Below are 26,803 nucleotides of genomic sequence, written 5' to 3'. Positions count from 1 at the left end.
TTATTTAACTTCGTCAGGTCTAGATTTTCTTGCAATATCAGCTAAAATACTTTCTACAAATTCCTCTATAGATTTTGTTTCAGTCGCTTTGCTTCCATAGCGGCGCACATTTACGGCTTTTTCTTCCATTTCCTTATCACCAACAATCAATTGATATGGAATTTTTTGGGTTTGAGCCGCACGAATCTTATATTGCATCTTTTCGTTACGGTCATCCACTTCAGCACGAATACCACGATCTTTAAGGACACGAGCCACTTCCCAAGCATAATCAATGTGGGCTTCATTTGAAATTGGAATAACAGAAACTTGTTGTGGAGCAAGCCAAGTTGGAAAGGCACCTTTGTAAGTTTCAATTAAAATAGCTGTAAATCGCTCCATTGTTGAAATACCACCGCGGTGAATCATAATTGGACGATGTTCTTCACCATCTGCACCGATGTATTTAAGATCAAAGCGTTCTGGAAGAAGGAAATCTAGTTGGATAGTAGATAATGTTTCTTCATTACCAAGAGCAGTTTTCACCTGGATATCCAATTTAGGACCGTAAAAGGCTGCTTCGCCTTCTGCTTCAAAATAATCTAATCCAAAATCATCCATAGCCTCTTTTAGCATAGCTTGTGCATTTTCCCACATCTCATCGTTATCATAATACTTATGTTTATCTTCTGGGTCACGATAAGATAAGCGGAAACGGTAATCTGTTAAATTAAAATCTTCATAAATTTCTGCTATGAGATTAAGAGCTTTAAGAAATTCATCTTTAATTTGCTCAGGTGTAACGAAAATATGGGCATCGTTGAGTGTCATTTCGCGTACACGTTGCAATCCTGTGAGGGCCCCTGATTTTTCATAACGGTGCATCATACCAAGTTCAGCGATACGAATTGGCAATTCACGGTATGAATGAACATGATGTTTATAAACTTCAATATGGTGTGGGCAGTTCATTGGACGAAGAACGAATTCCTCTCCATCTCCCATATCCATTGTGGGAAACATATCTTCACGATAGTGGTCCCAGTGCCCAGAAGTCTTGTAAAATTCAACAGATGCCATCGGAGGTGTGTAAACGTGTTGATAACCTGAAGCAATCTCCTTATCAACAATGTAACGTTCCAATTCGCGGCGAATAGTTGCTCCATTTGGCAACCAGAATGGCAATCCTTGACCTACTTCAGGATTAACCATAAATAAATCAAGTTCTTTACCTAATTTGCGGTGGTCACGTTCCTTAGCTTCTTCACGGCGTTTAAGATATGCTTTCAAATCTTTTTTATCAAACCAAGCAGTACCATAGACACGCTGCATCATAGCATTATCACTGTTACCACGCCAGTAAGCACCAGCGACATTTAGAAGATGAAAGACTTGAATACGTCCTGTTGATGGGACATGAGGTCCACGACAAAGGTCTACAAATTCACCTTGACGATAAACAGTTAAACCATCTTCAGCATGTTCACTAATTAATTCAACTTTATAAGGGTCATCTTTAAAAAGTTCTAACGCTTCTTCTTTACTGATTTCTTCACGAATACAAGGGTGATTTTCCTTAACAATTTTTTTCATTTCTTCTTCAATACGAGGAAGATCATCATTTGAAATTTGACCTGATTTATTATCAGTATCGTAGTAAAAACCATCTTGAATAGCTGGACCTACACCTAAACATAAGTCTGGAAAAAGGCGTTTTGCAGCTTGAGCAAATAAATGCGCTGCTGAGTGACGAAGAACTCCTAAAGCATCTTCATGGTCAGGTGTTACAATCTCAATACTACCATCTTCTTCGATAGCACGTGTTGTATCAATAAGTTGACCATTAAATTTACCAGCTAAAGCTTTTTTAGCTAAAGAGTTAGAAATTGATTGTGCAATTTCAAATGTTGTGATGCCAGATTCAAATTCACGAATTGCACCATCTGGGAAAGTGATTTTAATCATCTTGTTCTCCTTTTCTTAATAACTGTTAGGATGATACCAATTCCTAAACACATTAATTCACTAATAAACAAAGGGATTGACCTTTGATTGAATTCCACATTATCCTAGCTAGGGATAATAAGTATAACATTAGCAAAGCAATCTGCCTCTTTTATGCAACCATTTCTTTTATAAAAAAAGAGCCTTTACATCCAAAAGGACGTAAAGACTACGTGGTTCCACCTCAATTTATCCAACACAAAAACTCGAGTATACTTGTGTCAGACCTCTAGTGGCGATAAGGGAACCACCCTTTTATGTTTGCATAAAATCAAGGAAGTAGTACTAAGTTCTCTAATTGCACTCTTTCCACCAACCAGTGCTCGCTCTTGAAATCTATTAGAACCTAACATGTCTTCATTTTTTATTATAACAATATTTTTTATAATTTCAAGACATTTACTAATTTTATTCGTCTCAATCTAAAAAATCTCGAATAGATGAAATACGACGTTTAGGTGCTTTTACCACTTTTTTAGAAGCTCTTCCTGTAAAGGTAAAAACTTTCTTAGGTAAATATACCGCTTTTCTGACAAAACGAAGAGTAGAATGGCTATCCTTATTTCCTATTGTCAGAGAGACTTTTTCTTTCACACTAGCTTTTTGTGAAATCAGAAAGTCTAGGTAAAAAGCATATACAGACTTGCTGAAATTCTCAGCAGAAATCTCATATAATTTCTGTTCATAAGCTTCTTGAGTCATTTTGGGTGTCTCTGCTATTGCATCTAGGATAGCATCTGCCAAATCACTTTCCTTCTTGTACAGAGTTCCAAACATTTTATCTGAAATAACATCATCTAGATAAGGATTACTTTGCGCAATGATTGGACGTCCACTCGCCAGACTCTCAATGTAAGTTAATCCTTGCGTTTCACTTGTTGAAGCACTAATAAAGAAATCACATGCTTTATAGTAGATAGCCACTTGGCTATGCTCAACCATACCTGTAAAAATAACTGAATTTTCAAGTTCTAGAGAGTGAACAAGTTCTTTTAGATCTGAAAGATAAGGACCATCTCCAACTATCACTAATTTTACGTGAGGATTTTCATCAACGACAGCTGATAAATGCATCAAGATTGCTTGAATATTTTTTTCAAAAGATACCCGTGATAAACTCAATAGCATTGTATCATTATCCGCAAGTCCAAGCTCCGTTCGTAGATTCTTGATTGTTTCTTCAGAGATATCCTCTCGACGATAGTTCTCAACAGGAATACCTGTCGGAATAACTTGTTTTGGAATTTTGACACCGTAACCATCTAGAAGATTGAGAACAATTCGAGAAGGACATATGACACCATCCAAATCACTTAGGTAGGTACGCATGATATATTTGACCATACTTGGCTTAATCAATTTGCCTTTTGCGATATAACCAACGTAATCCTCATATTGAGTATGATAAGTATGCACAACAGGTATTCTTAAAGCTTTTGCAACTAATTTTCCTAAAAGCCCTAAGCTGAATTCTGTTTGAGTATGAATAATATCAAGTTCGTAGTCTTTAGCTATCCTATAAGCAGAAATTAAACCTCTATAAACTACTCGACGATCCGTAAAAGAAATAAAAGGGACACTTGGTAAACGAATAATTGTAGGGTCTTCAAAACGTTTGACATTACGGTCGGTAGTTGTGAAAATATAAACTTCGTGTCCTTCCTTCTCCAACCCTTCCTTTAAAGTGCGGATACTTGTTGAAACTCCCGAAACTTGGGGGAAGTATGTATCTGTAAATAGACCTATACGCATCTTACAACTCCATTACTTTTTGATAAACACTTGCCAATTCATGGGCAATTCGTTCGATACTTCGACTCTCAGCCACATGATAACCTTCTTTAATCTTATCACTCTTACCAGATAAGACTTTATCCAACTTTTCAACAAAACCATCAACATCAGTCGCTAATTCAACACTGTCTTCGGTCACCCAACCGTGATACACAGGGATATCTCTTAAAACCACATGCTGATGACTAGCTAAAGCCTCTAAAACTACTATCCCTTCTGTCTCTTCACGACTCGGAAAGAAGAAAGCATCGCTAGCACTCATGGCACCTTCATAAACATCACCTTTTATGTAACCAGCAAAAGTAACATTTGAGGGATGTTGCTTGGTAACGATTTGCCTAACCTTTCGAGGAATAACCCATTTATTTGTTTCTCCAAACCAAATAAAACGAATATCAGGCATTTTTGCAGCTACTTCAACAAATTGGTCAATTCCCTTACGCATGAAATAAAGACCGGCCCCTATAACAACTTTATCATCCTTACTTAAGTGAAAATAGTGACGAAATGCAGATTCTTTCTTTTCTGACCTCTGATAGCGACTTAGATCAATCCCGTTAGATAAAACAAAAATTGGTTTCTTGATGCCATATGCTTTTATTAGTTGTTTAGAATAATCAGTTGGGGTTATAATGGCATCTGCTTTTTGATAAAAACGGCAAAGGTACCATTTAAAAAGCGGGGATACTAAATTTGAGCCAATAAAAGAATTTCTAAAGTCCTCTTCAGTGGAATGGCCATGCATAATTACTTTTTTCCCAGTTTTTTTAGCTTTACTCATCAAAAGCCAACTTCTAATACCATAGGTATTCATATGAACAAGGTCAAAGTCATCTGCAGGATTAGTGGTATAATCTATCCCAGCAATTTGAAGAGCTTTCTCTTGATGTTTGATAGCACGACCGATACCTGACTTTTTCAAGTATTCTTCAGCCTCTAAATACAGTAAAACTTTCATAGGTCTTATTATATCTCATTTTACCTTTTTTTTCACCTGATTTATCAGTTAGCTTCCTCTATTTTAGGGACCCAAGCCGAGATAGACGCAGATGCAACTAAAAAATCACCCCAACCATCATCTCCTATAACAACCTCTTGTTCACAATTGCCTAAATAATCAACAAAAGTTTTGCCTGCATAAATTTCCCCTACTTCCATATGTTTCCATCCCTGATCACCATTTGTTAGGACCACAGCTAAACAAGAATTATGTTCCTCATCCCCAAGACAAGTCCAACCAATACAATTTGAATGCGTAAAATAATCGACTTGTTTGCCAAATACATAGTTTTGGCGTAGCTCAGTCATTTTATCAATAATCTCTTTAAAGGATGGTTGACCAAATTCTCCTTGAATGCCATAGTAATCACCATAAAAAAGACATGGAGTCCCTTGTTGGCGTAAAAGTATCAAGCCATAAGCTAAAGGTTTAAACCAATCTTCCACTCTACTTTCTAGAGCTTGTCCACTTTGCGTATCGTGATTTTCTACGAATGTAACAGCATACTCAGGATTATCAATAACAAGACTATCATCAAAAATTGTTCGCATATCAAAATCACGGTTTTGGTGACTGGCATCAAAAAAATTCATATGTAAGGTAACATCAACAAGAGAAAATTGAAATTGTGTTGCCTCTAAATAGTCCTTCATTGATGTTTGGTCAGATTTCCAATATTCGCCAAAGACCTCTAAATCGGGTTTTATTTTTGTACGAATATCATTAATGAAAGTTTGAATAAAGTAAGAATCGATATGTTTCACAGCATCCAAACGAAAACCTTCAATACCGGTAGTTTCAATAAACCACTTAGCCCAATCTTGTAAGTTTTTTATAACTTCAGGATGCTTAAAATCAATGTCATTGTACATGAGATAATCGAAATTACCATTTTCATCATCAATCAAATCATCGTCTGCCCAACCTTTATTATCGCCTACAATCATAAAGATGTCTGTTTCATTATTTTTAGCATCGTAATCTAAACCAGTAAAGTGGTACCAGTGCCATTTAAAATCATTGTACTCACCCTGTCTACCTGGGAAATCAAATCCCGTCCATCCTTCAATTTCATAGGGTTCACTTAATGCTTCTTGACGATTTTCAGGATTGACTTTGATGACTTGAAATTTTTCTTTATGATCACCATTGGCTTTATGGTTAAGAACGATATCTGCAAACGGTTTAATGCCATTTGCCTTTAACGACTTAATAAGCTTTAGATACTCTTCTTTCCTACCATATTTTGTTCTAATTGTTCCATTCTGGTCAAATTCTCCTAAATCAAAGAGATCATAAACACCATATCCTACATCATCACTGCTAGTTCCCTTAAATGCTGGTGGTAACCAGATTTTACTAACTCCAAGTTTTTTAAGGTCTGATATAGAGCCCTCTAATTTCTTCCAGTGATTCCCATCACTAGGTAAATACCACTCAAAAGCTTGCATTATCAATTCATTTGTCATATTACACCTCTAAAAAAAGATTAGGAAGCTAAGCTACCCTAATCCTCTCAATATATCATGTTAAGTATCAGAAAGTTAAGCGCTAAGCTACTACCATTCTACCACTATTTTTCAAATAACATACTCTAACACTAATTATTTGTTGTGCCACGTTTAACAATCCCGTGATTAAGCACTATTTCTTTTTCTTCCAACTCTTCTTTGTGCATAATTTTTGTTAGCATACGCATGCTAACAGCACCCAAATCATAAACCGGTTGACTGATAGAAGTTAAGTTAGGACGTGTATATTGTGCGATTGGCGAGTCATTGCTTGTGATAATTTCAAAATCTTCAGGGACACGTTTACCTGCCTCAAAAAGACCATTTAACAAACCTGCCGCTAACTCATCCTCAGCAACATATGCTGCTGTTGCTCCAGCATTAATCACGCGTTGAGCTAATGCAAAGCCTTCAGCATAACGGTAGTTGGCTTCAAAAACCAACCCCTCTTTAAAGTTTAAGCCATTTTTCTTGAGACCTTCTTTGTATCCTGCCAAACGAACCTTGCCATTAATATCGTCAATAAGTGGTCCTGATACAAAAGCAATGTCTTTATGATTGCCAGCTAAAATATCAATAACATCAACTGCTGCTGCTTTGTAATCGATATTAACACTTGGCAATTGATGCTCAAGGTCCACAGTACCTGCTAAAACAATCGGTGTGCGTGAACGAGAGAACTCTGCACGAATCTTTTCAGTTAAGTGGTGTCCCATAAAAATAATACCGTCTACTTGCTTAGCGAACAAAGTATTAACAACATTAACCTCTTTATCATCGTCTTCATCACTTGAAGCAAGGACAATGTTATATTTGTACATTGCTGCAATATCATCAATACCACGCGCTAAAATTGAAAAGTAGCTATTTGCGATATTAGGAATGACAACACCAACAGTTGTCGTTTTTTTACTTGCTAAACCACGCGCCACAGCATTTGGACGATAGTCAAGACGATCAATAACTTCAAGGACTTTCTTACGTGTATTTTCCTTGACATTTTTATTTCCATTTACCACACGACTAACAGTTGCCATCGAAACACCTGCTTCACGGGCAACATCATAAATCGTAATCGTATCATCTGTATTCATATTGATTTAACTTCCTTTCTATTTGAAAATGACGCTTTCACTGATATTTTATCACCTTTTGGAAACACTTTCAAGCTTTTATAAAGCTTTTTTATGAAAAACTTTCAAAATACTAACTAAACTTGATTTTTTCCTATTTTTTTGGAAAAATAATAGGCATAAGAAACTAGCCTAACTAGACTAAGTTCCTTTTAGGAAGAAGGGTTATTATGTCAAAACTTAATCGTATACGCCATCACTTACATTCAGTCCAAGCTGAACTTGCTGTCTTTTCTGATCCTGTGACAGTCAACTATTTAACAGGTTTCTTTTGCGATCCCCATGAAAGACAAATGTTTTTATTTGTCTATGAAGATCGCGATCCTATTTTATTTGTACCAGCACTAGAAGTATCGCGTGCAAAACAAAGTGTACCATTTCCCGTCTTTGGTTACATAGATTCAGAAAATCCTTGGCAAAAAATAGCTAGCAACTTACCATCCTTTTCTGTTTCTAAAGTTCTAGCCGAATTTGATAATCTTAATGTTACTAAATTCCAAGGTCTCCAAACCGTTTTTGATGGTCATTTTGAAAACCTAACACCTTATATTCAAAACATGCGCCTAATTAAATCACGAGATGAAATTGAGAAAATGTTAGTCGCTGGAGAATTTGCTGATAAAGCTGTTCAAGTTGGATTTGACAATATCTCGCTAAACAACACTGAAACCGATATTATCGCTCAAATCGAATTTGAAATGAAAAAACAAGGTATCAATAAAATGAGTTTCGACACTATGGTTTTGACTGGCAATAATGCAGCAAATCCACATGGTATCCCAGGAACTAATAAAATCGAAAATAATGCTTTGTTATTGTTTGATTTAGGTGTAGAAACACTAGGTTATACGTCAGATATGACCCGTACAGTAGCAGTGGGGAAACCTGATCAATTCAAAAAAGATATTTACCATTTATGTCTTGAAGCACATCAAGCGGCTATTGATTTTATTAAGCCAGGAGTCCTTGCTTCTGAAGTTGACGCAGCAGCAAGAAATGTTATTGAAAAGGCTGGTTATGGACAATACTTTAACCACCGCCTTGGTCATGGATTAGGTATGGATGTCCATGAATTTCCATCTATTATGGCTGGTAACGATATGGAGATTCAAGAAGGCATGTGCTTCTCTGTTGAACCAGGTATTTATATACCAGATAAAGTTGGTGTGCGAATTGAAGACTGCGGTTACGTGACTAAAACCGGCTTTGAAGTATTTACCAAAACACCCAAGGAACTACTCTATTTTGAAGGATAAAAAAAGAGCTTAAAGCTCTTTTTTTATGTTACATAAAAGTACATTATCTTGTTTCTATTAGCATTGACGCCATAAATGTGTATCAATTAAACCACAGTAAGCATCTACTGGTGAAACTCCTGTAAATTCTGATTCTCCAGCCAATTTCGCAACTACTGCACTTATCGTGCTAGGAAGCCCATCGTAAGCATTAATATAAGTCCCTACCTGTGGCATATCTGCTAAAGCAAATGCATGTTGCACTGAAATCACAATAGATGGTATTTCATGAACGTAAAAAGGCTGATCAGGGGTGCCTTTAGCTGCTGGCCAAATAATACGTTGTGTTGTTCCTCCAGCATTGACATCTACCAAGTTAATAATCAGGTCATAGTGTTCTGTTAGATTTGCGATTGGCTGTTTTTGTGCGTAAACATTAGCGATAGCTGCTGCCCGCTCCTCTTGAGGCAATTTCATAATACGCTCTTCGGTAGACTCCCAGACAGTTACTTCATGGCCACGTTCCTCAAGTAACTCTTTCATGTAATCCGATGCACGTTGCTTGTTTCCAGCAATCATCGCACCAAAACCTCCCTTATATCCTTCAACGTTAACAAGTAAGATATGACGATAACGTTCTGGATTTACTGGAAAGATATCTTTTTGTTTATCTTTTACCAGAGTTACTGCTTTATCAGCAACTTCATCAGCTATTTTTTGCGACTCTAATGTGTTGATTAAAGCCATAGCCTTATCTTTAGGCATAAAGAGTTCTTGGCGACGTCCCTCATAGTTATGCAAGCCTAATTTCGCTTTTAGACCGAGAGTACGACGTAAAGCGTCATGGAGACGTTCCTCTGTTAGAATACCTTTTTCGTAACCTTCTTTCATCCATTGAATGTCTTCATCGGGGTCATTAAAGAATAAGAACAAGTCACAACCTGCTTCAATCGCCGTTGGCAACAAATCTCTCCTTGGCATTGAAGCAGTCATTCCAACCATATGAGAAGCGTCCGTTACAATAGCTCCATTATAACCTAACTCTCCTCTCAATAACTCATCTAAAAGTGTTTTATTCAATGAAGCTGGTAACATATCATCAAGGTCTCGCTCTGGATGCATTTCTTTTTCAACATTTGGTAAATGTATGTGACCTGCCATGACTCCTGGTAGACCTGCGTCAGCCAATTCACCATAAATGCGGCCAAATGTCGACATCCATTCCTCTTTACTCATAGGATTGGAAGCAAATGACAAATGATGATCACGCTCATCAATACCATCCCCTGGAAAATGTTTAGCGAAAGGTACAATATTATATTGCATGATTCCTTTCATATACTCTTTTGAAAGTGAGATAATTTGATCAACGTTAGCACCCCAATTTCGACTAGCTATGATAGGATTACGCCAATTACGTGTCAAATCTACAATTGGAGCAAATGAAGCATTACAACCCACAGCAGATGCCTCCATCCCTGCGATTCTTCCCATTTCATAAGCATATTTCGGATCATTTGTAGCAGCCACTTTTATTTCATCGCCAACTTTAGTTCCATCTGTGACAGCACCGTCTCCACCAGCTTCTGTATTTGCAGCAATCAACATCGGCAATTTCGACTTTGTCTGTAAAATTAAATTCTGATCATAGATTTCACTTGAACTACCTCTATTATAGCGAACAGCAGCAATATGATACCGATCCAAAACATCTGTTAAATATTCTTCTGAACGACTAGCTCCCATATTGAAAAAAAGTTGCCCAATTTTCTCATCCAATGTCATCTCATTAATTGTTTTTTCAATCCACTCAATTGCTTCTTGATTTAGGTTAAAGGGTTTTTTTGTTAAGTCAACTAAATGTGTCATAGCCTATCCTTTCTATTAGTTATCTAAATTAGCCCAAAAGGTATTAATAGATTCTTTTTGCCTTTGCTGTTCGAATTGACCTTTTGCAAAAGCTTCACCAATATCTTCTCTAAGAATTTCCCATGATTTGACTTCCTTACCAACAAGTACTGGGTAAAATGCAATACCATTTTGTTCTGCTGCAGCCAAATCACCCGGGGAATCTCCTACCATCAAAATAGTTTCACGGCAGTAACCACTTGCAATTAAAGTAGCGATAACATCTTCTTTTTTACCTCTATCTTGACAATAGATATCATCAACATACTTTAGCAATCCCTGTTCTTCCCACTCTTGCCAAACAGCTTCCTTGTTAGCAGAACTCACGACATAAACATTACCAAATTGACTTAATCGTTCTAAACTTTCTAACACACCTGAAAACGCTAAAGAATCTCCCTCATAATTTTTGATTTGGCGATTCACTTCATCGGACCATTCTAAAGCCTTCTCTAAATCTCTACTAAAATCGTTGGCAAGCGCTAACTCTAAGGAATTATTGGACAATGAGTCTGTCGTTTCGACCCATTCTTTTAATTTATCAATATGTTCTACTCCGGCAAACTCAAGGCCCATAACCAATCCCACAAACCGATTAACTCCACGAGTTCTTGAATAAAGATTGACTCTATCCCACTCTTTTAAAAAACTTGTTCTTTCTTGTTCTGATATCCCAAATATATCTGCAGCAATTGGACCAAAAAAGAGTTGATGCTTATATGTCATTGTATCCATTGCGCAACCATCGGAATCTATGCAAAAAGCGATTTTGTGATTTGTATCTACCATATTATCTCCAGTTTCTAAATTTATCTAACTTATGAGGATTTTCCAATTAGCAACCTACCCATCATTTAGTGGTAAGAGCATTAAACAAATTTCCTTAAAAAACCACTCAACTCAATAATCTCTTATATGTTAAGTGGCTATTATCTTATAAATTAAACACCAGAGTAAGCAGCAAATCCACCATCAATCGGAAGGACAACGCCATTAACAAAACTTGATGATTTTTCATCTGCTAAAAAGAACAATCCGCCAATCAGCTCACTTGCTTCTCCAAATCTTCCCATTGGTGTATTATTAAGAATTTTCTCAGCACGCGCAGTTGGCTGACCGTCCTCAGTAAATAACAAGCTTCGGTTCTGATTTGTTACCAAGAAACCAGGTGCAATAGCATTACAACGGATACCAACTTTTGAGAAATGAACAGCTAGCCATTGTGTGAAGTTACTAATAGCTGCTTTAGCTCCAGAATAAGCTGGTATTTTGGTCAGAGGGGTGAAAGCATTCATTGAAGAGATATTAATAATATTCGCTCCTTCACGTCCAACCATATCTTGGGCAAATACTTGCGTTGGCAATAATGTTCCTAAATAATTTAAGTTAAAAACAAAGCTAATACCAGCTTCATCTAACTCAAAGAAGGTTTTTGTTTCTGAAGGTAAGTCTAATTCGTGAAATTCATTATCAGTTGTAGCTTTAGGATTGTTGCCTCCTGCACCATTAACTAAAATATCAGTTGGTCCAAGATCCTCTAAAACGGCTTGATGCACTTCTTCAAGGTTTTCTTTAGACAAAACGTTAGCTTTATAAGCCTTGGCGATACCACCTTCTTCTACAATTTCATCAGCAAATGTTTGAGCAGCTTCTTGATTCAAATCTAATAATGCCACTTTAGCGCCTGCTTTCGCAAATTCTTTAGCCATATAACCACAGAGAACACCGCCTGCACCTGTTATGACGACAACTTTATTGGTAAATGTAATTATTTTTGACATCTTATCCCTCTCACTAACTTCTATAAGTATTCTACTCTTAGCTAAGTACAATCATATTATGATAATAACTTTCCAAATTTCTCTTGCAGGAGATTGGAGCAGGAGAAATTTGGAAGCATCGCCTTATTTTGAACCTTTAATCACAGCTTCGTATAAACCAGAAAGGTAAGTGGCTCCTAATGCTCTATCGTATAGGCCATATCCTGGACGACCTGTTTCTCCCCAAATCATACGCCCGTGGTCAGGTCGAATAGCACCCTCAAACCCAAATTCATGGCATAACTTGATAACTTCATACATGTCTATTGACCCGTATTCTGATGGATGAGCCGATTCTTTAAATGACTTTCCATCACCTAATTTAATATTGCGAGCATGAACAAAGTTTACACGTTCTAACTCAAAAGCACGTCGCGAAATCTCTAAAACATCATTCTGGGGATCAGAAGCGTAAGAACCCACACATAAAGTGATGCCATTACTTTTACTATCGTACAATTTCACAAAACGCTCAATAGCCTCTAACCCAGTAATAATGCGAGGTAAACCAAAAATAGAGTATGGTGGGTCATCCGGATGAATGGCCATTTTAACGCCTACGGCTTCCGCTTCAGGAATAATACGTTTAATAAAATAAGTGAGATTTTCCCAAAGTTTTTCCTCATCAATTTCAGCATAGGCATCCATGATAGCCTTCATTTCTTCTTTACTATAGCTGGCATCCCATCCTGGCAAAGATAATTCACCGTTTACTGGATCCATTTTTTTAGAAACCGTCTCATCAAATATCAAAGCTGTAGAACCATCTGGATATTGATATGCTAAATCAGTGCGTGTCCAGTCAAATACTGGCATAAAATTATAGCAAATAGTATCAATACCTTCCGCAGCCAAATTTTTGACGGTTTGAATATAATTATCAATCAAGAGGTCACGTGTTGGACGTCCCAATTTGATATCTTCATGAACAGGAACTGATTCGATAACCGAAATTTTAAGCCCTGCTGCCTCTACCTTTTCTTTCAGCTGTTGAATGCGCTCACGTGACCAAACTTCTCCTACTGGTACATCATATATCGCTGTAACAATCCCTTTCATTGTTGGAATTTGACCAATATTTTCTAAAGTAACGGGGTCGTCTTCACCATACCACCTAAATGACATTTCCATGATTTCACTCTTCCTTTTTAGTTCTTAAAATAATTAACTGCATTTTGATAAGCAATGTCTTTAGCCATACTTCCTAAAGCTTGATAATCTTCTGGAACTTCTCCTTCTTCAATCCATTCTCCTAAGTAGGTACATAAAATACGTCGAAAATAGTCATGACGTTGATAAGATAGAAAACTTCTAGAATCTGTTAACATACCAATAAAATTCGCCAACATGCCTTGCTCTGCTAAGGCATTCATTTGACTAATCATCCCTAATTTAGTATCTGCAAACCACCAACCTGCACCAAATTGAAGGTAAGATCTCACTCCAAGTTCGTTAGCTTGAAAATTTGCCAAAGTGTTAGCTACTGCTATATTGTAAGCTGGATTGAGATTATACCAAATCATTTTAGGCAGACTATCTTTTTTAACTAAGGAATCCAATAAACTGTTCATATTAACAGTTAAAGCCACTTGGTCACCAAGTGAATCCACACCCACGTCAGCTCCCAATTTTTCAAAAATAGTAGAATGATTATTTCTCAAAGCTCCAAAATGCACCTGTGTTACAAAACCATATTTTTTATATAATCGGCAAAGTTCCATAAAAACAGCTGTTTGCCATTTGCTGATTTCTGATTGATTTGGGATATAGCCTTCACAAACTTTATTAAATAAATCGTTCAACTCCAATTCATCAGTTTGTTCAAAGACGATTTCCGTAAAACTAATATCGCTAGCCCTACAACCATTTTGAGCAAAATACGCAATGCGTTCTTCCATTGCTGCTATAAATGTTGAAAAATCTGTAATCTCTTTTTGAGTAATGTCACCCAGTTTAGTTATAAAATCAACAAAATGTCGATGTTCAATAAAAGCTTCATCTGGCCTAAATGTCGGAGCAACAACTGTTTTAAAACTCTCATCAGCAGCCAACTTTTTATGCCACTCGAGAGTATCAAGAGGATGGTCTGTAGTACCAATAAACATAACTTTGCTATCTGCAATTAAACGTCTAGGATTTATTTTATGCTCTTTCAAGAAATGATTTAAACGATGATAAATTTCCTCAGCATTTGATTCTGTCAAAATCTCATTAACACCAAAGACATTTTTCAATTCCATAGCAGACCAATGGTAAACAGGATTACCATATGCTCTTTCTAGTGTTCTAGCAAATGCTTTAAATTTCTCAAGGTTGGATGCTGGACCTGTAATTTCTGCTTCAGAAATACCATTAGCCCTCATAAGACGCCATTTATAGTGGTCACCACCAAGCCACAAATCCACAATATTATCAAAAATACGATCTTCAAAAATGTCCTTTGGATCTAAGTGGCAATGATAATCAAAAATAGGTTGTCTCTTGACCTCTTCATACAGCTGTAAAGCTGCTTGATTTTTTAACATAAATGTTTCAGTATTAAACGTCATATTCTTCTCCTACTCACTAATTAAGTGCAGAAACAAACTGTTTAGCTATTTTAGTAACACTATCATAACCTTCTGTGGCGACTTTACTAGATAATGCTGAGCCAACACCAACCGCAACTGCTCCTGCTTTTCTCCATTCAGCTACATTTGAAACAGAGACGCCACCTGATGGCATTAAATCAACATCTGGAATAGGACCATGAATATCTTTGATAAAACCTGGACCCACAACTCCACCTGGAAAAAGCTTTATAATCTGACATTTATACTTTCTAGCTACCACGATTTCTGTTGCCGTTGCACAGCCTGGGAAATAATAAACCTTGTTTTCATTAGCTAAATTAGCAATATCTGAATCAAAGTGTGGGCTAACCAAAAATTTAGCTCCAGCATCAATAGCCTCTTTAGCAAGTTCAGTTGTCATAACCGTTCCGGCCCCCACAATAATTTCTTTATTATTTTTAAAATCATCTGATAATTGTTTGATGACTTTGCTTGCTTCAGGAGTCGAAAAAGTTACTTCAATATTTCGAATACCACCCAAAATAGCATGCTTTGCGATTTCGAGCGCATCCTCAGATGATTTTCCTCGAATAACAGCGAAGAAATAGTTGTTTTTCAATTGATTTAACATAATACCTCCCAAAATGTAACCGTTATCTTTATCTATATTATATAAGTCATCTGATGAATTGTCAAGAAAAATACTAAAAAAATAGCTATTCAAGAATAGCTATTTTTCTTCTTATATTAAGCTTTCAATGCTGAACGTCTAACACTCATGATATGCATAAGCATAGCATCATGTGCAGCTACTGGATTTTTTTCTCGGATTGCTTTGATAATTTCTCTATGTGCTTCTAAACTATCCGACTTCATCTGACGATTTGTATAATTCGCATTTATCAGATGAATTGACTGGTTGATGACTGGCAAAAGACTATCCATTGCAATATTACCACTGTATTTAGCTAGCATGGAATGAAATTCCACGTCTAAAAGTAAATGTTTCGGATCGCCTGCGTGAACAGCATCTTCAATATCTCCAACAAGCTTTTCGAGTAATTGTAACTGATCATCTGTAATTCTATAAGCTACCAGCTCCGCTATTCGAGGTTCCAATAAAAGGCGTAGTTCAAAGAGATCTGATGTCAACCTATCTGTGTCCTTTATTAGAGAGAACCCTAATGGATCCTCAGAAACACCCTTTTTAGAACTAATATATGTTCCAGAGCCCTGTCTGACTTCTAAAATATTACGCGTTGCTAAACTTCTGACTGCTTCTCGGATTGTGCTGCGACCAACATCTAGATCTTCTGCTAATTCATATTCATTGGGGAGCTTAGCACCAACAGGGTATTCTCTTTCTAAAATTAAATGCAATAGACGATCTGCTGTTTGTTCTACTAAGGGTCTAGCCATATCATCACCTCTTCTAAAATAACTACCCCTATTTTACACTATTTTTTTTATTATGGTAATGAGGAATAGTCATCCAGCGTTTTTTAAATTCTTTGACGACTTGTTTCGGCTGACGATTCCTTGAAAAGAGACCTTTGTGATTCCCCTGTACACGAAGTATCATCAGATTAGTTTCAAAGTCTGCAAAGTTCCAGACTTGCTCACCAACTAAATTAGGAATACCATCAAAAACACGATGACTCATTTCATAAAAATCACATTGAAATTCTTCTGTATATGGAATATTCCAAGTAGAGTGTAATCCCGGCAACGTATCAGCGCCATACTCCGTTATGATAATTGGTTTGTCAGGAAATTTATCTTGCCATTCTAATAACTCTTTTCTTAGACCTACTTCTGCATTTGTTAAATCACCGTGGTCAACGTACCAACCATAGTAACGATTAAGGCAGACAACATCAACCAGGTCCATCACTTGGTCTCTATCTGGGGTTGCCATTAAAATATTAACCAAGGTGACAGGACGTTTTTGAGGGTCTAAATCTTTATAAAGTTTTACTAACGGCTCAAAATAATCGTGTGCTCCCGCTTCATGACTAGCCGGTTCGTTAGCGACTACCCACATCACGACGCTAGGATGATTTTTATCACGCTTCACTAATTCTTGGATAGCTTGTTCATGCGCAGCTTTTGTTTGCATCAAACTCCACGTACCATTGTCTTTTGGTGACAAATCTAAGGAAGCGTTAAAGTTTTGAAATAACCCTACTGCTGGAACCTCATCTATCACTAACACTCCCATTCGATCTGCTAAACGCATCATTTCTTCAGAATAAGGATAATGGGATGTTCTAAAAGAGTTTGCCCCTATATCCTTCAAAAGGTTCAAATCCATTAAGTTAGCAGCTTCATTCAAACCTCTGCCATTAATGAACGTATCTTCATGTTTACCAAATCCTTTAAAATAAATAGGTTTGCGATTCAATAGGAATTGACCATTTGTCACTTCTATTTCTCTAAGACCAAAATTTTCCTCATAGACATCTTGGAGTTGATTATCAACAAAAATTTCAACACGCGCTGTGTACAGATAGGCATTTAAAACTTCCCAAAGATGGACATCACTAAGAAATAATCTGCTATCCTTCGTTTCACCCACTAGTTTGTTATCTTCATCAAAAACGCTAATTCTAACTTCGTCAACCTTTTGATTAGTCTCAACTAAAAAATGTAAATCTGCTGACTGTAAATCATCTGATAGACGACTTGTAATTGTAATATCAGAAATATGATTTTTAGGACGTATCATCAACTTAAGAGGACGATGCACACCTGCATAATTGAAGAAATCAAAATTCTCACGTACTTTCTTCTTAATGCTACCATCTTCTTGAATGATTTCACTATAATTTCCGACCGGAAGCGTGGTATAGTCTAAAACGTTATTAGCACAAATTGATACCTTAATTTTCTCATTATTGTACTTACATTCAGGAACAAGAACTTCAAAATGAGTAAAACCTCCCTTATGCTCCCCTACCAATATACCGTCAACATAAATTTTAGCTTGATGTGTCACTGAGCCAAAACGTAGCACCATCTCTTCACCCTCTGATACTTTAGGTACTTCAATGACTTTTTCATACCAAAAATCACCTATATAATCACGTTTTTCTTTACTTACCATCAAATCATTAAATGAAGTCGGGATAACCATGACTTCATCTGAAGGTAGTAATTCATTTGGATTATGTTCTCCTAATTTAAAGTTCCAAATACCGCCTAAATCATAAGTATTTCTTGTTTTTGTCAATAATGGATATAACATACACTCTCCTTTTACACTATCGTTTAATATCATTTGTTTCTTTTTCAATGAGGTAAGCAATATCATCTCGTGTCATGATATTGATATCTCCTTGAATGGTATGTTTGTATTTAAATGTAGTCATAGCAATTTCTAAGGCCCTTTGAGGAGTTTCTTTTTCCAGAAGCGCATGAATTAAACCTGCAGCAAAGGCATCTCCCGTCCCCACACGATCTAATACTTCAACGCCAGTTTTATCAGTTTGATATAACATATTATTATGATACAAATATGATTTTAACATATACTGATTAGTATATCCCATTTCCCTTTGAGTAAAGGCAATATAGTCTAACCCATATTCTTGAACAATCTTTTGAGTTATCTTTTCAAGTAATTCAATATCAAGGTAAGGTCTGGATAAGCCCAACTCATCTTTTAAATCTTCACTTTCGCCAGCTAAATAAATCGGCTCTAAGCCAAAGCAAACATCTGATAATCCTAATAGTGGCGATAATTGCTCACGCGCCTCTTGAAAAGATGACCATAAACTCTCACGAAAATTGAGATCAATCGATATTTTTACACCTCCTTCTTTAGCTTTTGTCATAAGGAACCGAATCACCTCATATAAGTCCTTGGTTAGTGCTGGAGTAATTCCAGAAACATGAAACCAATCCACTCCCTTAAAAATAGAAGTAAAATCATAATCACTCAAGGTACTTTCCCAAAAAGATGAATAGTTACGATCGTAGATAACCTTATTTGTTCTTACCGAAAATCCTTGTTCATAATAATAAATTCCTAGTCGTCCTTCTTTTTTAATTATAGCAGCTGGACTAATTTGCTGTGACAATATAAATTGTCTTGCCATCTTGCCCAAATCATTATCAGGCAAAGCTGAGACCAATCCTACATGGTGACCTAGTTGAGCAAGGCTTGCTAAGACATTAAGTTCTGAACCGCCGAATTGGCATTTTAGGTGATTAGCCTGCATCAGTGTGTGATATTGAGGTGGAGATAATCGCAAAAGAACCTCACCTAATGAAATAATTTTTGCCATAAGAATCCTCCAATGGTAGCTCTTATTTAACAAAATAGCTGCTCTATTGAAGAGCAGCTAAACTTTTTAATCTTTATCAATAGGATATTTTGTTACATCAACATAATCCATATCTGTCAAAGGAACATTACGAGCAATATCTTTAGCACGTTCCTTAGTAGTTGCTGCTTTCATAACTTGAATCTTCTCTTGAATACGAACCATTTCTTCTTTATCTAGTTTGTAAAATTTTATTAAAAGAAGGGCTATAGACAAAGCTATAAATGGAATGGCCACAAGGAGACTAATAGCTGCCATTTTTAAATCAGGGGTCAGTGGTGTTTCGATAGTTGGAAACGATTTTGAAAATCCAATTCCTGCTAACACAAAACCTACTACCATAGGAGCAAATGAAGAAGCAATCGAATCTGTTAAGGAGAAGATAGTTCCAATCATTCCTGATACATAACGACCGGATTCAGAAGTTTCATAGTCAGAAATATCTGCTCCCATAGTCAATACTAAACTAGCAGGTGCTTGTGAAGCGTATCTCGCAATAATATTAGTAACGATAAATAAAATAGTATAAAGATTTAGGCTTGTTAAACTAAGGTCACCAGGCTTACCAACGTAAAGAACTGCACCAAAAGCAAGTAAACCAATCATACCGATCTGAATTGCTCTGACATATGAAAAACGAAGACCTTTTTTACGAGCAATTGTTGAGAACAAAATATTAATAATAACACCAGGAACAATGAAAAGAAGTGAGAATTGTCCTGATAAAGCATAATTACCAAATAAAATACCAAACAATAGAACCATAACAACGGAATCGCCAAAGAATTGGATGGCAAATTTTACCAAAGCTGCAGCAATGGATAATATCTGAAGCGGTTTATTTCCTTTCAACACCTTCCAGTAATCTTTTAGAGCAGTCTTTTGGGTATTTTCTCCTAAACCAAAGAATTCTTTTCTGTCTTTTGCCCAAATCCCAATAATTGCAACGATTGCTAAAATAGCTGAAATAAGAATTGTTCCAAAAATAAGGACATTGAAGAATTGAGGTGTAAAATTACCAAATTTTGGTACTAAGAAACCTGAAACGACAAACTGACCGCCTGTCATTAATGATGTTGTCATAACTGCATCAACGATATTAAAAATAGGACGTTGCTTAGGGTCATTTGTCAGTGCTGTTTGCCCTGCTTTAGTTATTGTCTGTTGCATTGAGTATCCAATTTTATGGATAATTAGAACAAGGATAAATAATGGGAAACGAATATTTTCATCGACACCTCTCAATGCAAGAAGAAAAATCAATGACAAAGCCGTAATAACGTTCCCAATAATCAAAATAGGACGATACTTACCAAATTTTGTATCAGTTTTATCAATCATAATACCAATAGCTGGATCAATAAAACCATCAAAAATACGGATATAACCCATAATTTGACTGACAAAAATGGCTGCCAAGCCAAGAACGCCAGTTGAGAAATAGGTAACAAACATAAACGTAAATAAGTATATATTTGTAGAAGCATTGTTCATGGCAAACATAACTAACTGCCATACTTTCGCTCGGTTATAAGATACAACTTCTTCACGTTGTTCCATATCCATTGTTTTCTCCATGAGAGAACCCTCCTTGTTTTTTGTAAACGCTTTTATGATTAAATAATACTATTCATCTGATGTTTTGTCAATATTTTTATAAAAAATATCTTTTTTTATTATAAAAAAGACTTTTAAGCTATAAATACATAAGATGTTTTTTACTTTAAGATTCATAATCATCATATGTTTTGTTAGTCCACAAAAAAAGATGCCTAAGCATCTTTTAGTTGACTCTCGTAGTAGTTGTTCCCGTTTCAACCACTTCTACACAAGCATTTAAGGCACCCTCTACTAGATTTTTGACCGCTTCATCTGTATAATAAGCCGCATGAGGAGTGTATATTACTTTCGGATGGTTAATCAGTCTTAGGAAATCCTTGTCTGAAATGTCCTGACCTTGACAATTTTTAGGTATATATGGCCCCTCAAATTCATAAGTATCAATACCAGCTCCCTCCAAAAGCCCTTGATCTAAAGCCTCAAGAAGATCTTTGGTTTCCACCAATGCTCCACGTGCCATATTCATTAAAATATCACCTTTTTTAAACTGTTTAAACATATCTAAATTAAATAGATGCGTATTTTCAGCAGTTGGTGGCATATGTAAGGACACAAGATCAGCTTTTTCAACAGCTTCTTCTACCGAATTGACATACTCAAGGATACCATCTGCCATTGGATTATGGTAAATATCATAACCAATAACACGACATCCGAACCCTTTAAAAATTTTAGCAGTCGCTAGACCAATGCGACCAGTTCCTATTATAGCCACAGTCATGTTACCTAGGACTCGTCCTCGAATTGGCAAGGTCCATGAAAAATTCTGTTCACGAACATTAGCTCTAATAAGCTCAACTTTTCGAATAAGGTTAAGAGCGATTGTCACTGTAAATTCTGCAATAGACTCCGGTGAGTAACTTGGCACATTGCTAATGATAATACCATGTTGCTTAGCTAACTCAAGATTATACATATCGACACCAGCACTGCGCTGAGCGATTTGCTTAATTCCCATTTCTTTGAGAAGAGGATAAATAGCATCATCTAAAGGCCCAATCTGTGCATTAGCAATCCCATCAAAACCTTCTACCTCATTAACAGTTTCCAATGTCAAAGGTCCTTCACTCATAGAAAGTTCCACATGATTTCGGTTTGCCCAATCTTGTGCTAATGTTGCTTCTTCTTCTCTAACATTAAATACTTTGAGTTTCATCACTAATATCTCCTTAAATATCTAATTTATAGTCCATTGGATCAATAATTTTAAGTACTTTTATAAAGAGGTAATTAAAAATAAAATTCAATATAATTGGTGCAGCAACAAATATTATAATTATCAATAACATATTCATAACTGACCATCCACCTTTTGCTAAATTAAGAGCATTAATCGGTCCAATCAAACCACTGATACCAAAACCTGCACTAGCTGGTGTTCCTTGAATATTAAAGAGAGCTCCGAGAATTCCTAGTATTGCTGCTGAAGATATCATAGGTAGCATAATCTTCGGTTTTGCTAATACATTAGCCATCGAAATCTTAGGAGACCCTAAAACATGCGCTAAGGCTGTCCCCTTAGAATTGACTGACCACCCAGCCATACAAAGCCCAAAACTAGCAGCACAGATACCTAAATTAGCAGCACCAGAACCAATTCCGGACAAACTAATTGCCAAAGCAATCCCAACTGTTGTGATTGGAGATACGATCAAGAAACAGAAAATCATCGCAATTAAAATTGACATCAAAACAGGTTGTAAACCAAGTAATGAAGCAATCCCTTGTCCAATCATGGTGGTAATCATTTTGACATAAGGTAATAACACATGACCTACTCCTCCAACTAGTAAGAGTGTTACTGTTGGAATGACAATCAAAGTGAATGATTTCGTCTTGTCAGATAAAAATTGGATCAAAAGGACACCTAAGGCAGCAGTAATTCCCATATTAATGATATCGCCTGTTCCTTTTAGCATAATAGCGCCTTTAAGGAAGGTTGCAGCTCCACCTGCAAACATAACCGCTAATCCTAGTGATGCTGATTGAATGGGATTAAATTTAAAATTGAGACCAACCATAATACCAATAACAAGCCCCATCATACTTGTTGCAACTGCTGTTGCAGCGATTAAAGTTGCAAATCCGCTCCACATTGGCAGTAAAGCTTTCATTAATTCTCCAAGGATTGCTCCTGGTATCAAGACAATAACAGTCCCTAAAGCTAAACCATTTAATACGTTCATTATAAACGATTTAGCTGTTTGCTTTTCGACAACATCCGACATAAGATGCCTCCTACTAATAATGATTGTTTGTGATTTCACTAACTATATTAACTATATCATAGCTATTTGCAAAAGGAAAATTGGAAAAAATTATATAAGTATAGCTTTTACTAATATTATTGTGGAAATAATCATAAAGGTCAGATTGATAGACTTGTGCTATACTATTACTAAGAAAAAAGGACAGATATTATGGATATTAGACAACTTACTTACTTTATTGCTGTTGCAGAAGCAAAAAATTATTCACACGCTGCAAAAAGTCTTTTTGTGACCCAACCTACACTTTCACAATCCATTAAAAAATTAGAAGCAGAATTAAATACTATTTTATTCTTACAAAATGGTCGTCAACTCGCTTTAACTGAAGCAGGAGAAATTCTCTATGAGAAAGGACAATTGTTGATGACTAATTTTAATCAAATGGTTACGGAAATCCAGCAATTAAATCAAGAAAAAAAGGAAGGTATCCGTGTAGGGCTTACTTCTCTTTTTGCTATTCAATTTATGAAACAGATTTCAACTTTTATGGCTACACATTCAAATGTTGAAGTATCTTTGATTCAAGATGGTTCCCGTAAATTACAAGAATTGTTAGCAAAAGGAAAGATCGATATTGGCTTATTGTCCTTTCCAAGTACCCGCAATGATATCACTATCGAACCACTGCAAACCTCAACTAAAGGATATAAAGTAAGCATTGTCATGCCAAAATCGCATCCTCTTGCAACACTTCCTGAAATTGAACTTAATGATTTAAGAGATTACAAAGTTGCCTCACTCAACGAACATTACATGCTAGGAGAGATGTTGCCTCGTAAATGTCGTGCTTTAGGATTTGACCCCCATATCGTCTTTAAACACAATGACTGGGAAGTTCTTATTCATAGTTTACAAGACCTCAATGCAGTCACTATTTTACCAAGTGAATTTGAAAGCATTAGCCAAGTTCAAGATTTATGCTGGGTCCCACTTAAGGATAAAAATAATTTTTATCCGATTGGTATTGCTTACCGAAATGATACTTCTTTTAGTCCTATGATTGAAGAATTTTTAAGTCTTTTAAAGACCAATTAATAGCAGTTAAACCAAAAAGTTTAAAACTTTTTGGTTTTATTTATTTTCCAAATGACAAAGAAAATCATAAACTTTTTGATTCCACTCATAAAGTGTTTCGTTACAGTAATCTAAATAATAAACTCTGTGTTTCAAGTCATTAGGCACAAGGCTTTGATAATCTTCTTGATAATGTTTTGGGATAACACATGCAACTAAATGTTCTGCTAAAGAAAGTTGATTTTTAATTTTAGCAGGATGATAACCATCAAAAATAGAATCAGGATGATTGATGATATCTTGATAATTAAAATGAAAGCTGACCCCTGGCTTAAAAGCTACTGTTAACTCCTGTTCAGATGGTGCTTTGCCTAACAATCTTTCCATTACTAAACGATAACCAGAATTGGTATTTGACCAGTTCAACATCACATAGTCAAAGTAATCTTTAGGGTCTCCAGCAGCATTCCTCTTATCATTTACCAGTACTTCAGCAGGCTTATTAAAGGCTTTAACTGCTGATAAGATTTTACCTTCTTTAAAAATTAGTTTTGCAGTTTCAATCGTACATGTATGGCTTAAAAAATCAGAAGTTAAACTAATACCATCCTCATTAAAAGTAGCTGCCGCTTCTCTATATTTGGGAATATAGGGAAAAGTAAAACTATTGTATTTTAAAAAATGAACAATTTTTGTGAGGAGATGTTTATCGTCACATTGTATCTCAATTTTTCTTTTATATTGTTTCTCGTAAGCTATGAAAGCTCCTATCCTTTCCAATTCAAACGCCTTAATTCGAGGATAATCCAGCAAAGCTAATTGGTAAACACCTCCCCATTGTAAACTATATGCTGCACGACAAATTTTTAAAATCATTTCTTCCTCCTTTTGATAATCCCTATAACAATTTCTATTAAATAGTAGCATTTAAACGTAATCGACTCAATAACTTAGTCAATTTTCGATCAAAAATAAGATTAAGATACCAAAAAAGCCTGGACTATACTTACCAGACTAACATACTGTTTATTAAAATGAATCAATCTTTTGTTACTACTAATTGCTTACGATTATTAAAGAAAATTTTATAAGCCAAATAAGTAGCTACAAAAGAAGCTATCGAAGTCGTTGCTAATAGCATAAACGTCACCATCATTTGGTATTTAACCGCTTGGATAGGTGAAGTTCCAGCAAGAATTAACCCTGTCATCATCCCTGGCAAAGATACAATCCCAAGTGTTTTAGCTGAATCAATTGTAGGTACCATACCGGTTTTGATAACATCACGAATAATATCAATCGAAGCTGGCAAAATATCTGCTCCTAAAGCTAATTTTGTCTCCACTTCCTCTTGTTTACTTCTAAATTCGGACAATAATTGTTTATAGCACAAACCGATTGCTACCATAGAATTACTAATAATCATACCACCTACAGGAATCATTTGATTCGGAACAAATTTTAAAATTCCTGAAAAAATCAAGACAGATAAAGTGATTATAGTCCCTGACCCAATAGCTATAAATGAAATAACAAACCCTTTATTAATCCCTTTACCACGCTTAGCTGCGTTATAAGAAGCATTAATAATCATGAATAGCATTAAAAGAGCTGTGAAAATAGGATTTTGATAACCAAATATATAGTCTAGCAAAAACCCCACTACTAATAATTGAATCACTGCTCGGATAGCGCTAATAATCACTTCTTTTTCTAGGTTTAACTTTTGCCAGTAAGAAAAAAATAAAGTAATCAAAACTAATGATGATGCCATTAGTAATGACATTAAAGAAATAGAATTTGCACCGCTCATTTTATAACCTCCATTGCTTCAATACTACCATTGACAACTTTTAAGACTTTATTGGCAAATCGACGACTCTGCTCCTCATCATGCGTAATCCACAAAATCGTTATTCCTTTGTCATGTAATGATTTAATAACCTTTTCAACAATAGCTTTATTATGATTGTCTAAAGCCGAAGTAACTTCATCTAAGAGTAAAACTTTAGGTTCAAACAATAATTGCCTAATCAGAGCAATACGTTGCTTTTCTCCTCCTGATAGTTTTTTGACATCCTGTTTCAGGTAAGACTGGTCCATTTCAAAACGTTGAAATAAATCATCAACGCGTCTATAATCTACTTTTTCGTGTCGAATGTGGTAAGGAAAACTAATATTGTCTTCCACTGTATTACCAAATAAATGTGGCGTTTGAAAACAGTAAGAAATCATTTTTCGACTTTCAATCGGTTCTAATTGGTTCAAATCTTTTCCATCAAAGAAAATATGACCTGCAGTAGGACTCATTAAACCACTGGCCAATTTTAAAACAGTACTCTTACCACTTCCAGATGGTCCTACAATAGAAACAAAATCACCTTCATCAATTGCAAAGTTGATATCATTTAAAACCAACTTATCATCCGTTTTAAAATCAACGTGTTTAAAGGTTAAATAGGACATTGTTAAGCTCCTTTACTTCTTATTTATAATCATTATAATTAAGTCTAACATAAAAATCAAAAAAAAGCTCTTTAGAATAATTCTAAATTAATAAGTAAACTTATTTTACCTCTTATTAAAAATTTTCTGATAAAATAGGCTTTGTAAGAGGCCTTATAAACAAGATAGT

At 35.8% G+C, this 26,803-nt stretch carries 22 protein-coding genes; 2 read left to right on the top strand and 20 right to left on the bottom strand.

Annotation, left to right across the window (positions count from 1 at the left end; all coding sequences use genetic code 11):
- The 5 genes from thrS to ccpA all read right to left on the bottom strand — a co-directional run bounded on the left by thrS (position 1) and on the right by ccpA (position 7,382).
- Positions 1–1,944 carry a threonine--tRNA ligase gene (thrS, locus tag QOR44_RS03390; RefSeq protein ID WP_000591012.1) on the bottom strand — a complete coding sequence of 648 codons (1,944 nt, stop codon included), beginning with the start codon at positions 1,942–1,944 and terminating at the stop codon, positions 1–3.
- A gap of 456 nt (positions 1,945–2,400) precedes the next feature.
- On the bottom strand, positions 2,401–3,735 hold the full coding sequence (locus QOR44_RS03385) for a glycosyltransferase family 4 protein (protein WP_001219475.1): 1,335 nt from the start codon (positions 3,733–3,735) through the stop codon (positions 2,401–2,403).
- A 1-nt stretch (position 3,736) separates the two neighbouring features.
- Positions 3,737–4,735: an LTA glycolipid anchor biosynthesis glycosyltransferase, IagA/BgsA family gene (locus tag QOR44_RS03380; RefSeq protein WP_141444569.1), complete on the bottom strand. Its 999-nt coding sequence runs from the start codon at positions 4,733–4,735 to the stop codon at positions 3,737–3,739.
- Between the two features lie 44 nt (positions 4,736–4,779).
- The gene (locus QOR44_RS03375) at positions 4,780–6,246 is read right to left on the bottom strand and encodes an alpha-amylase (RefSeq protein ID WP_017649583.1); all 1,467 of its coding nucleotides are present in this window, start codon (positions 6,244–6,246) and stop codon (positions 4,780–4,782) included.
- 131 nt (positions 6,247–6,377) lie between these two features.
- A complete protein-coding gene (ccpA, locus tag QOR44_RS03370) occupies positions 6,378–7,382 on the bottom strand; it encodes a catabolite control protein A (protein ID WP_001090621.1) in 1,005 nt (334 codons plus the stop codon).
- A gap of 209 nt (positions 7,383–7,591) precedes the next feature.
- On the opposite strand from ccpA, the gene QOR44_RS03365 reads away from it, so the two are divergent.
- Positions 7,592–8,677: a M24 family metallopeptidase gene (locus QOR44_RS03365; RefSeq protein WP_000040811.1), complete on the top strand. Its 1,086-nt coding sequence runs from the start codon at positions 7,592–7,594 to the stop codon at positions 8,675–8,677.
- A 57-nt stretch (positions 8,678–8,734) separates the two neighbouring features.
- On the opposite strand, the gene QOR44_RS03360 is transcribed toward QOR44_RS03365, so the two are convergent.
- The 12 genes from QOR44_RS03360 to QOR44_RS03305 all read right to left on the bottom strand — a co-directional run bounded on the left by QOR44_RS03360 (position 8,735) and on the right by QOR44_RS03305 (position 23,112).
- Entirely contained in the window at positions 8,735–10,525 is a 1,791-nt protein-coding gene (locus tag QOR44_RS03360; RefSeq protein ID WP_000149441.1) for a glycoside hydrolase family 3 protein, read from the bottom strand.
- A gap of 15 nt (positions 10,526–10,540) precedes the next feature.
- Positions 10,541–11,353, bottom strand: a complete 813-nt coding sequence (locus QOR44_RS03355; RefSeq protein ID WP_000228632.1) for an HAD family hydrolase — start codon at positions 11,351–11,353, stop codon at positions 10,541–10,543.
- A 152-nt stretch (positions 11,354–11,505) separates the two neighbouring features.
- Positions 11,506–12,345 carry an SDR family oxidoreductase gene (locus QOR44_RS03350; RefSeq protein ID WP_000034790.1) on the bottom strand — a complete coding sequence of 280 codons (840 nt, stop codon included), beginning with the start codon at positions 12,343–12,345 and terminating at the stop codon, positions 11,506–11,508.
- A gap of 123 nt (positions 12,346–12,468) precedes the next feature.
- The gene (locus QOR44_RS03345; RefSeq protein ID WP_000426046.1) at positions 12,469–13,515 is read right to left on the bottom strand and encodes a mannonate dehydratase; all 1,047 of its coding nucleotides are present in this window, start codon (positions 13,513–13,515) and stop codon (positions 12,469–12,471) included.
- A gap of 17 nt (positions 13,516–13,532) precedes the next feature.
- The gene (uxaC, locus tag QOR44_RS03340; protein WP_000143795.1) at positions 13,533–14,933 is read right to left on the bottom strand and encodes a glucuronate isomerase; all 1,401 of its coding nucleotides are present in this window, start codon (positions 14,931–14,933) and stop codon (positions 13,533–13,535) included.
- 16 nt (positions 14,934–14,949) lie between these two features.
- Complete coding sequence (locus QOR44_RS03335; protein ID WP_370457901.1) at positions 14,950–15,603, bottom strand: bifunctional 4-hydroxy-2-oxoglutarate aldolase/2-dehydro-3-deoxy-phosphogluconate aldolase; 654 nt, start codon at positions 15,601–15,603, stop codon at positions 14,950–14,952.
- An 80-nt stretch (positions 15,604–15,683) separates the two neighbouring features.
- Entirely contained in the window at positions 15,684–16,355 is a 672-nt protein-coding gene (locus QOR44_RS03330; protein WP_000113632.1) for a FadR/GntR family transcriptional regulator, read from the bottom strand.
- Positions 16,356–16,383: 28 nt separating this feature from the next.
- Positions 16,384–18,183 (bottom strand): beta-glucuronidase, encoded by a 1,800-nt coding sequence (gene uidA, locus QOR44_RS03325; RefSeq protein WP_283571842.1) that lies wholly within the window; start codon positions 18,181–18,183, stop codon positions 16,384–16,386.
- Between the two features lie 16 nt (positions 18,184–18,199).
- Positions 18,200–19,225, bottom strand: coding sequence for a sugar kinase (locus QOR44_RS03320; RefSeq protein ID WP_141444567.1), 1,026 nt, complete (start codon positions 19,223–19,225; stop codon positions 18,200–18,202).
- Between the two features lie 66 nt (positions 19,226–19,291).
- Complete coding sequence (locus QOR44_RS03315; protein ID WP_000416099.1) at positions 19,292–20,842, bottom strand: MFS transporter; 1,551 nt, start codon at positions 20,840–20,842, stop codon at positions 19,292–19,294.
- Between the two features lie 205 nt (positions 20,843–21,047).
- Positions 21,048–22,040: a D-lactate dehydrogenase gene (locus QOR44_RS03310; protein ID WP_283572663.1), complete on the bottom strand. Its 993-nt coding sequence runs from the start codon at positions 22,038–22,040 to the stop codon at positions 21,048–21,050.
- Between the two features lie 13 nt (positions 22,041–22,053).
- Positions 22,054–23,112 (bottom strand): PTS sugar transporter subunit IIC, encoded by a 1,059-nt coding sequence (locus QOR44_RS03305; protein ID WP_001286423.1) that lies wholly within the window; start codon positions 23,110–23,112, stop codon positions 22,054–22,056.
- Positions 23,113–23,304: 192 nt separating this feature from the next.
- Between QOR44_RS03305 and QOR44_RS03300 the strand changes: the two genes are divergently transcribed.
- Positions 23,305–24,189 carry a LysR family transcriptional regulator gene (locus QOR44_RS03300; RefSeq protein ID WP_000354837.1) on the top strand — a complete coding sequence of 295 codons (885 nt, stop codon included), beginning with the start codon at positions 23,305–23,307 and terminating at the stop codon, positions 24,187–24,189.
- Between the two features lie 36 nt (positions 24,190–24,225).
- On the opposite strand, the gene QOR44_RS03295 is transcribed toward QOR44_RS03300, so the two are convergent.
- The 3 genes from QOR44_RS03295 to QOR44_RS03285 form a co-directional block, all read right to left on the bottom strand.
- Positions 24,226–25,044 (bottom strand): hypothetical protein, encoded by an 819-nt coding sequence (locus tag QOR44_RS03295; protein ID WP_000600997.1) that lies wholly within the window; start codon positions 25,042–25,044, stop codon positions 24,226–24,228.
- A gap of 163 nt (positions 25,045–25,207) precedes the next feature.
- Positions 25,208–25,981: an ABC transporter permease gene (locus QOR44_RS03290; protein WP_141444566.1), complete on the bottom strand. Its 774-nt coding sequence runs from the start codon at positions 25,979–25,981 to the stop codon at positions 25,208–25,210.
- Positions 25,978–26,634 (bottom strand): ABC transporter ATP-binding protein, encoded by a 657-nt coding sequence (locus QOR44_RS03285; protein WP_000121094.1) that lies wholly within the window; start codon positions 26,632–26,634, stop codon positions 25,978–25,980. Before QOR44_RS03285 ends, QOR44_RS03290 begins: the two co-directional genes overlap by 4 nt.
- Between the last annotated feature and the right edge of the window lie 169 nt (positions 26,635–26,803).

The sequence above is a fragment of the Streptococcus agalactiae genome (assembly GCF_949788565.1).
In the GTDB taxonomy this organism is placed as follows: Bacteria; Bacillota; Bacilli; order Lactobacillales; family Streptococcaceae; genus Streptococcus; species Streptococcus agalactiae.
This window is presented reverse-complemented; position numbering and strand designations above follow the sequence as displayed.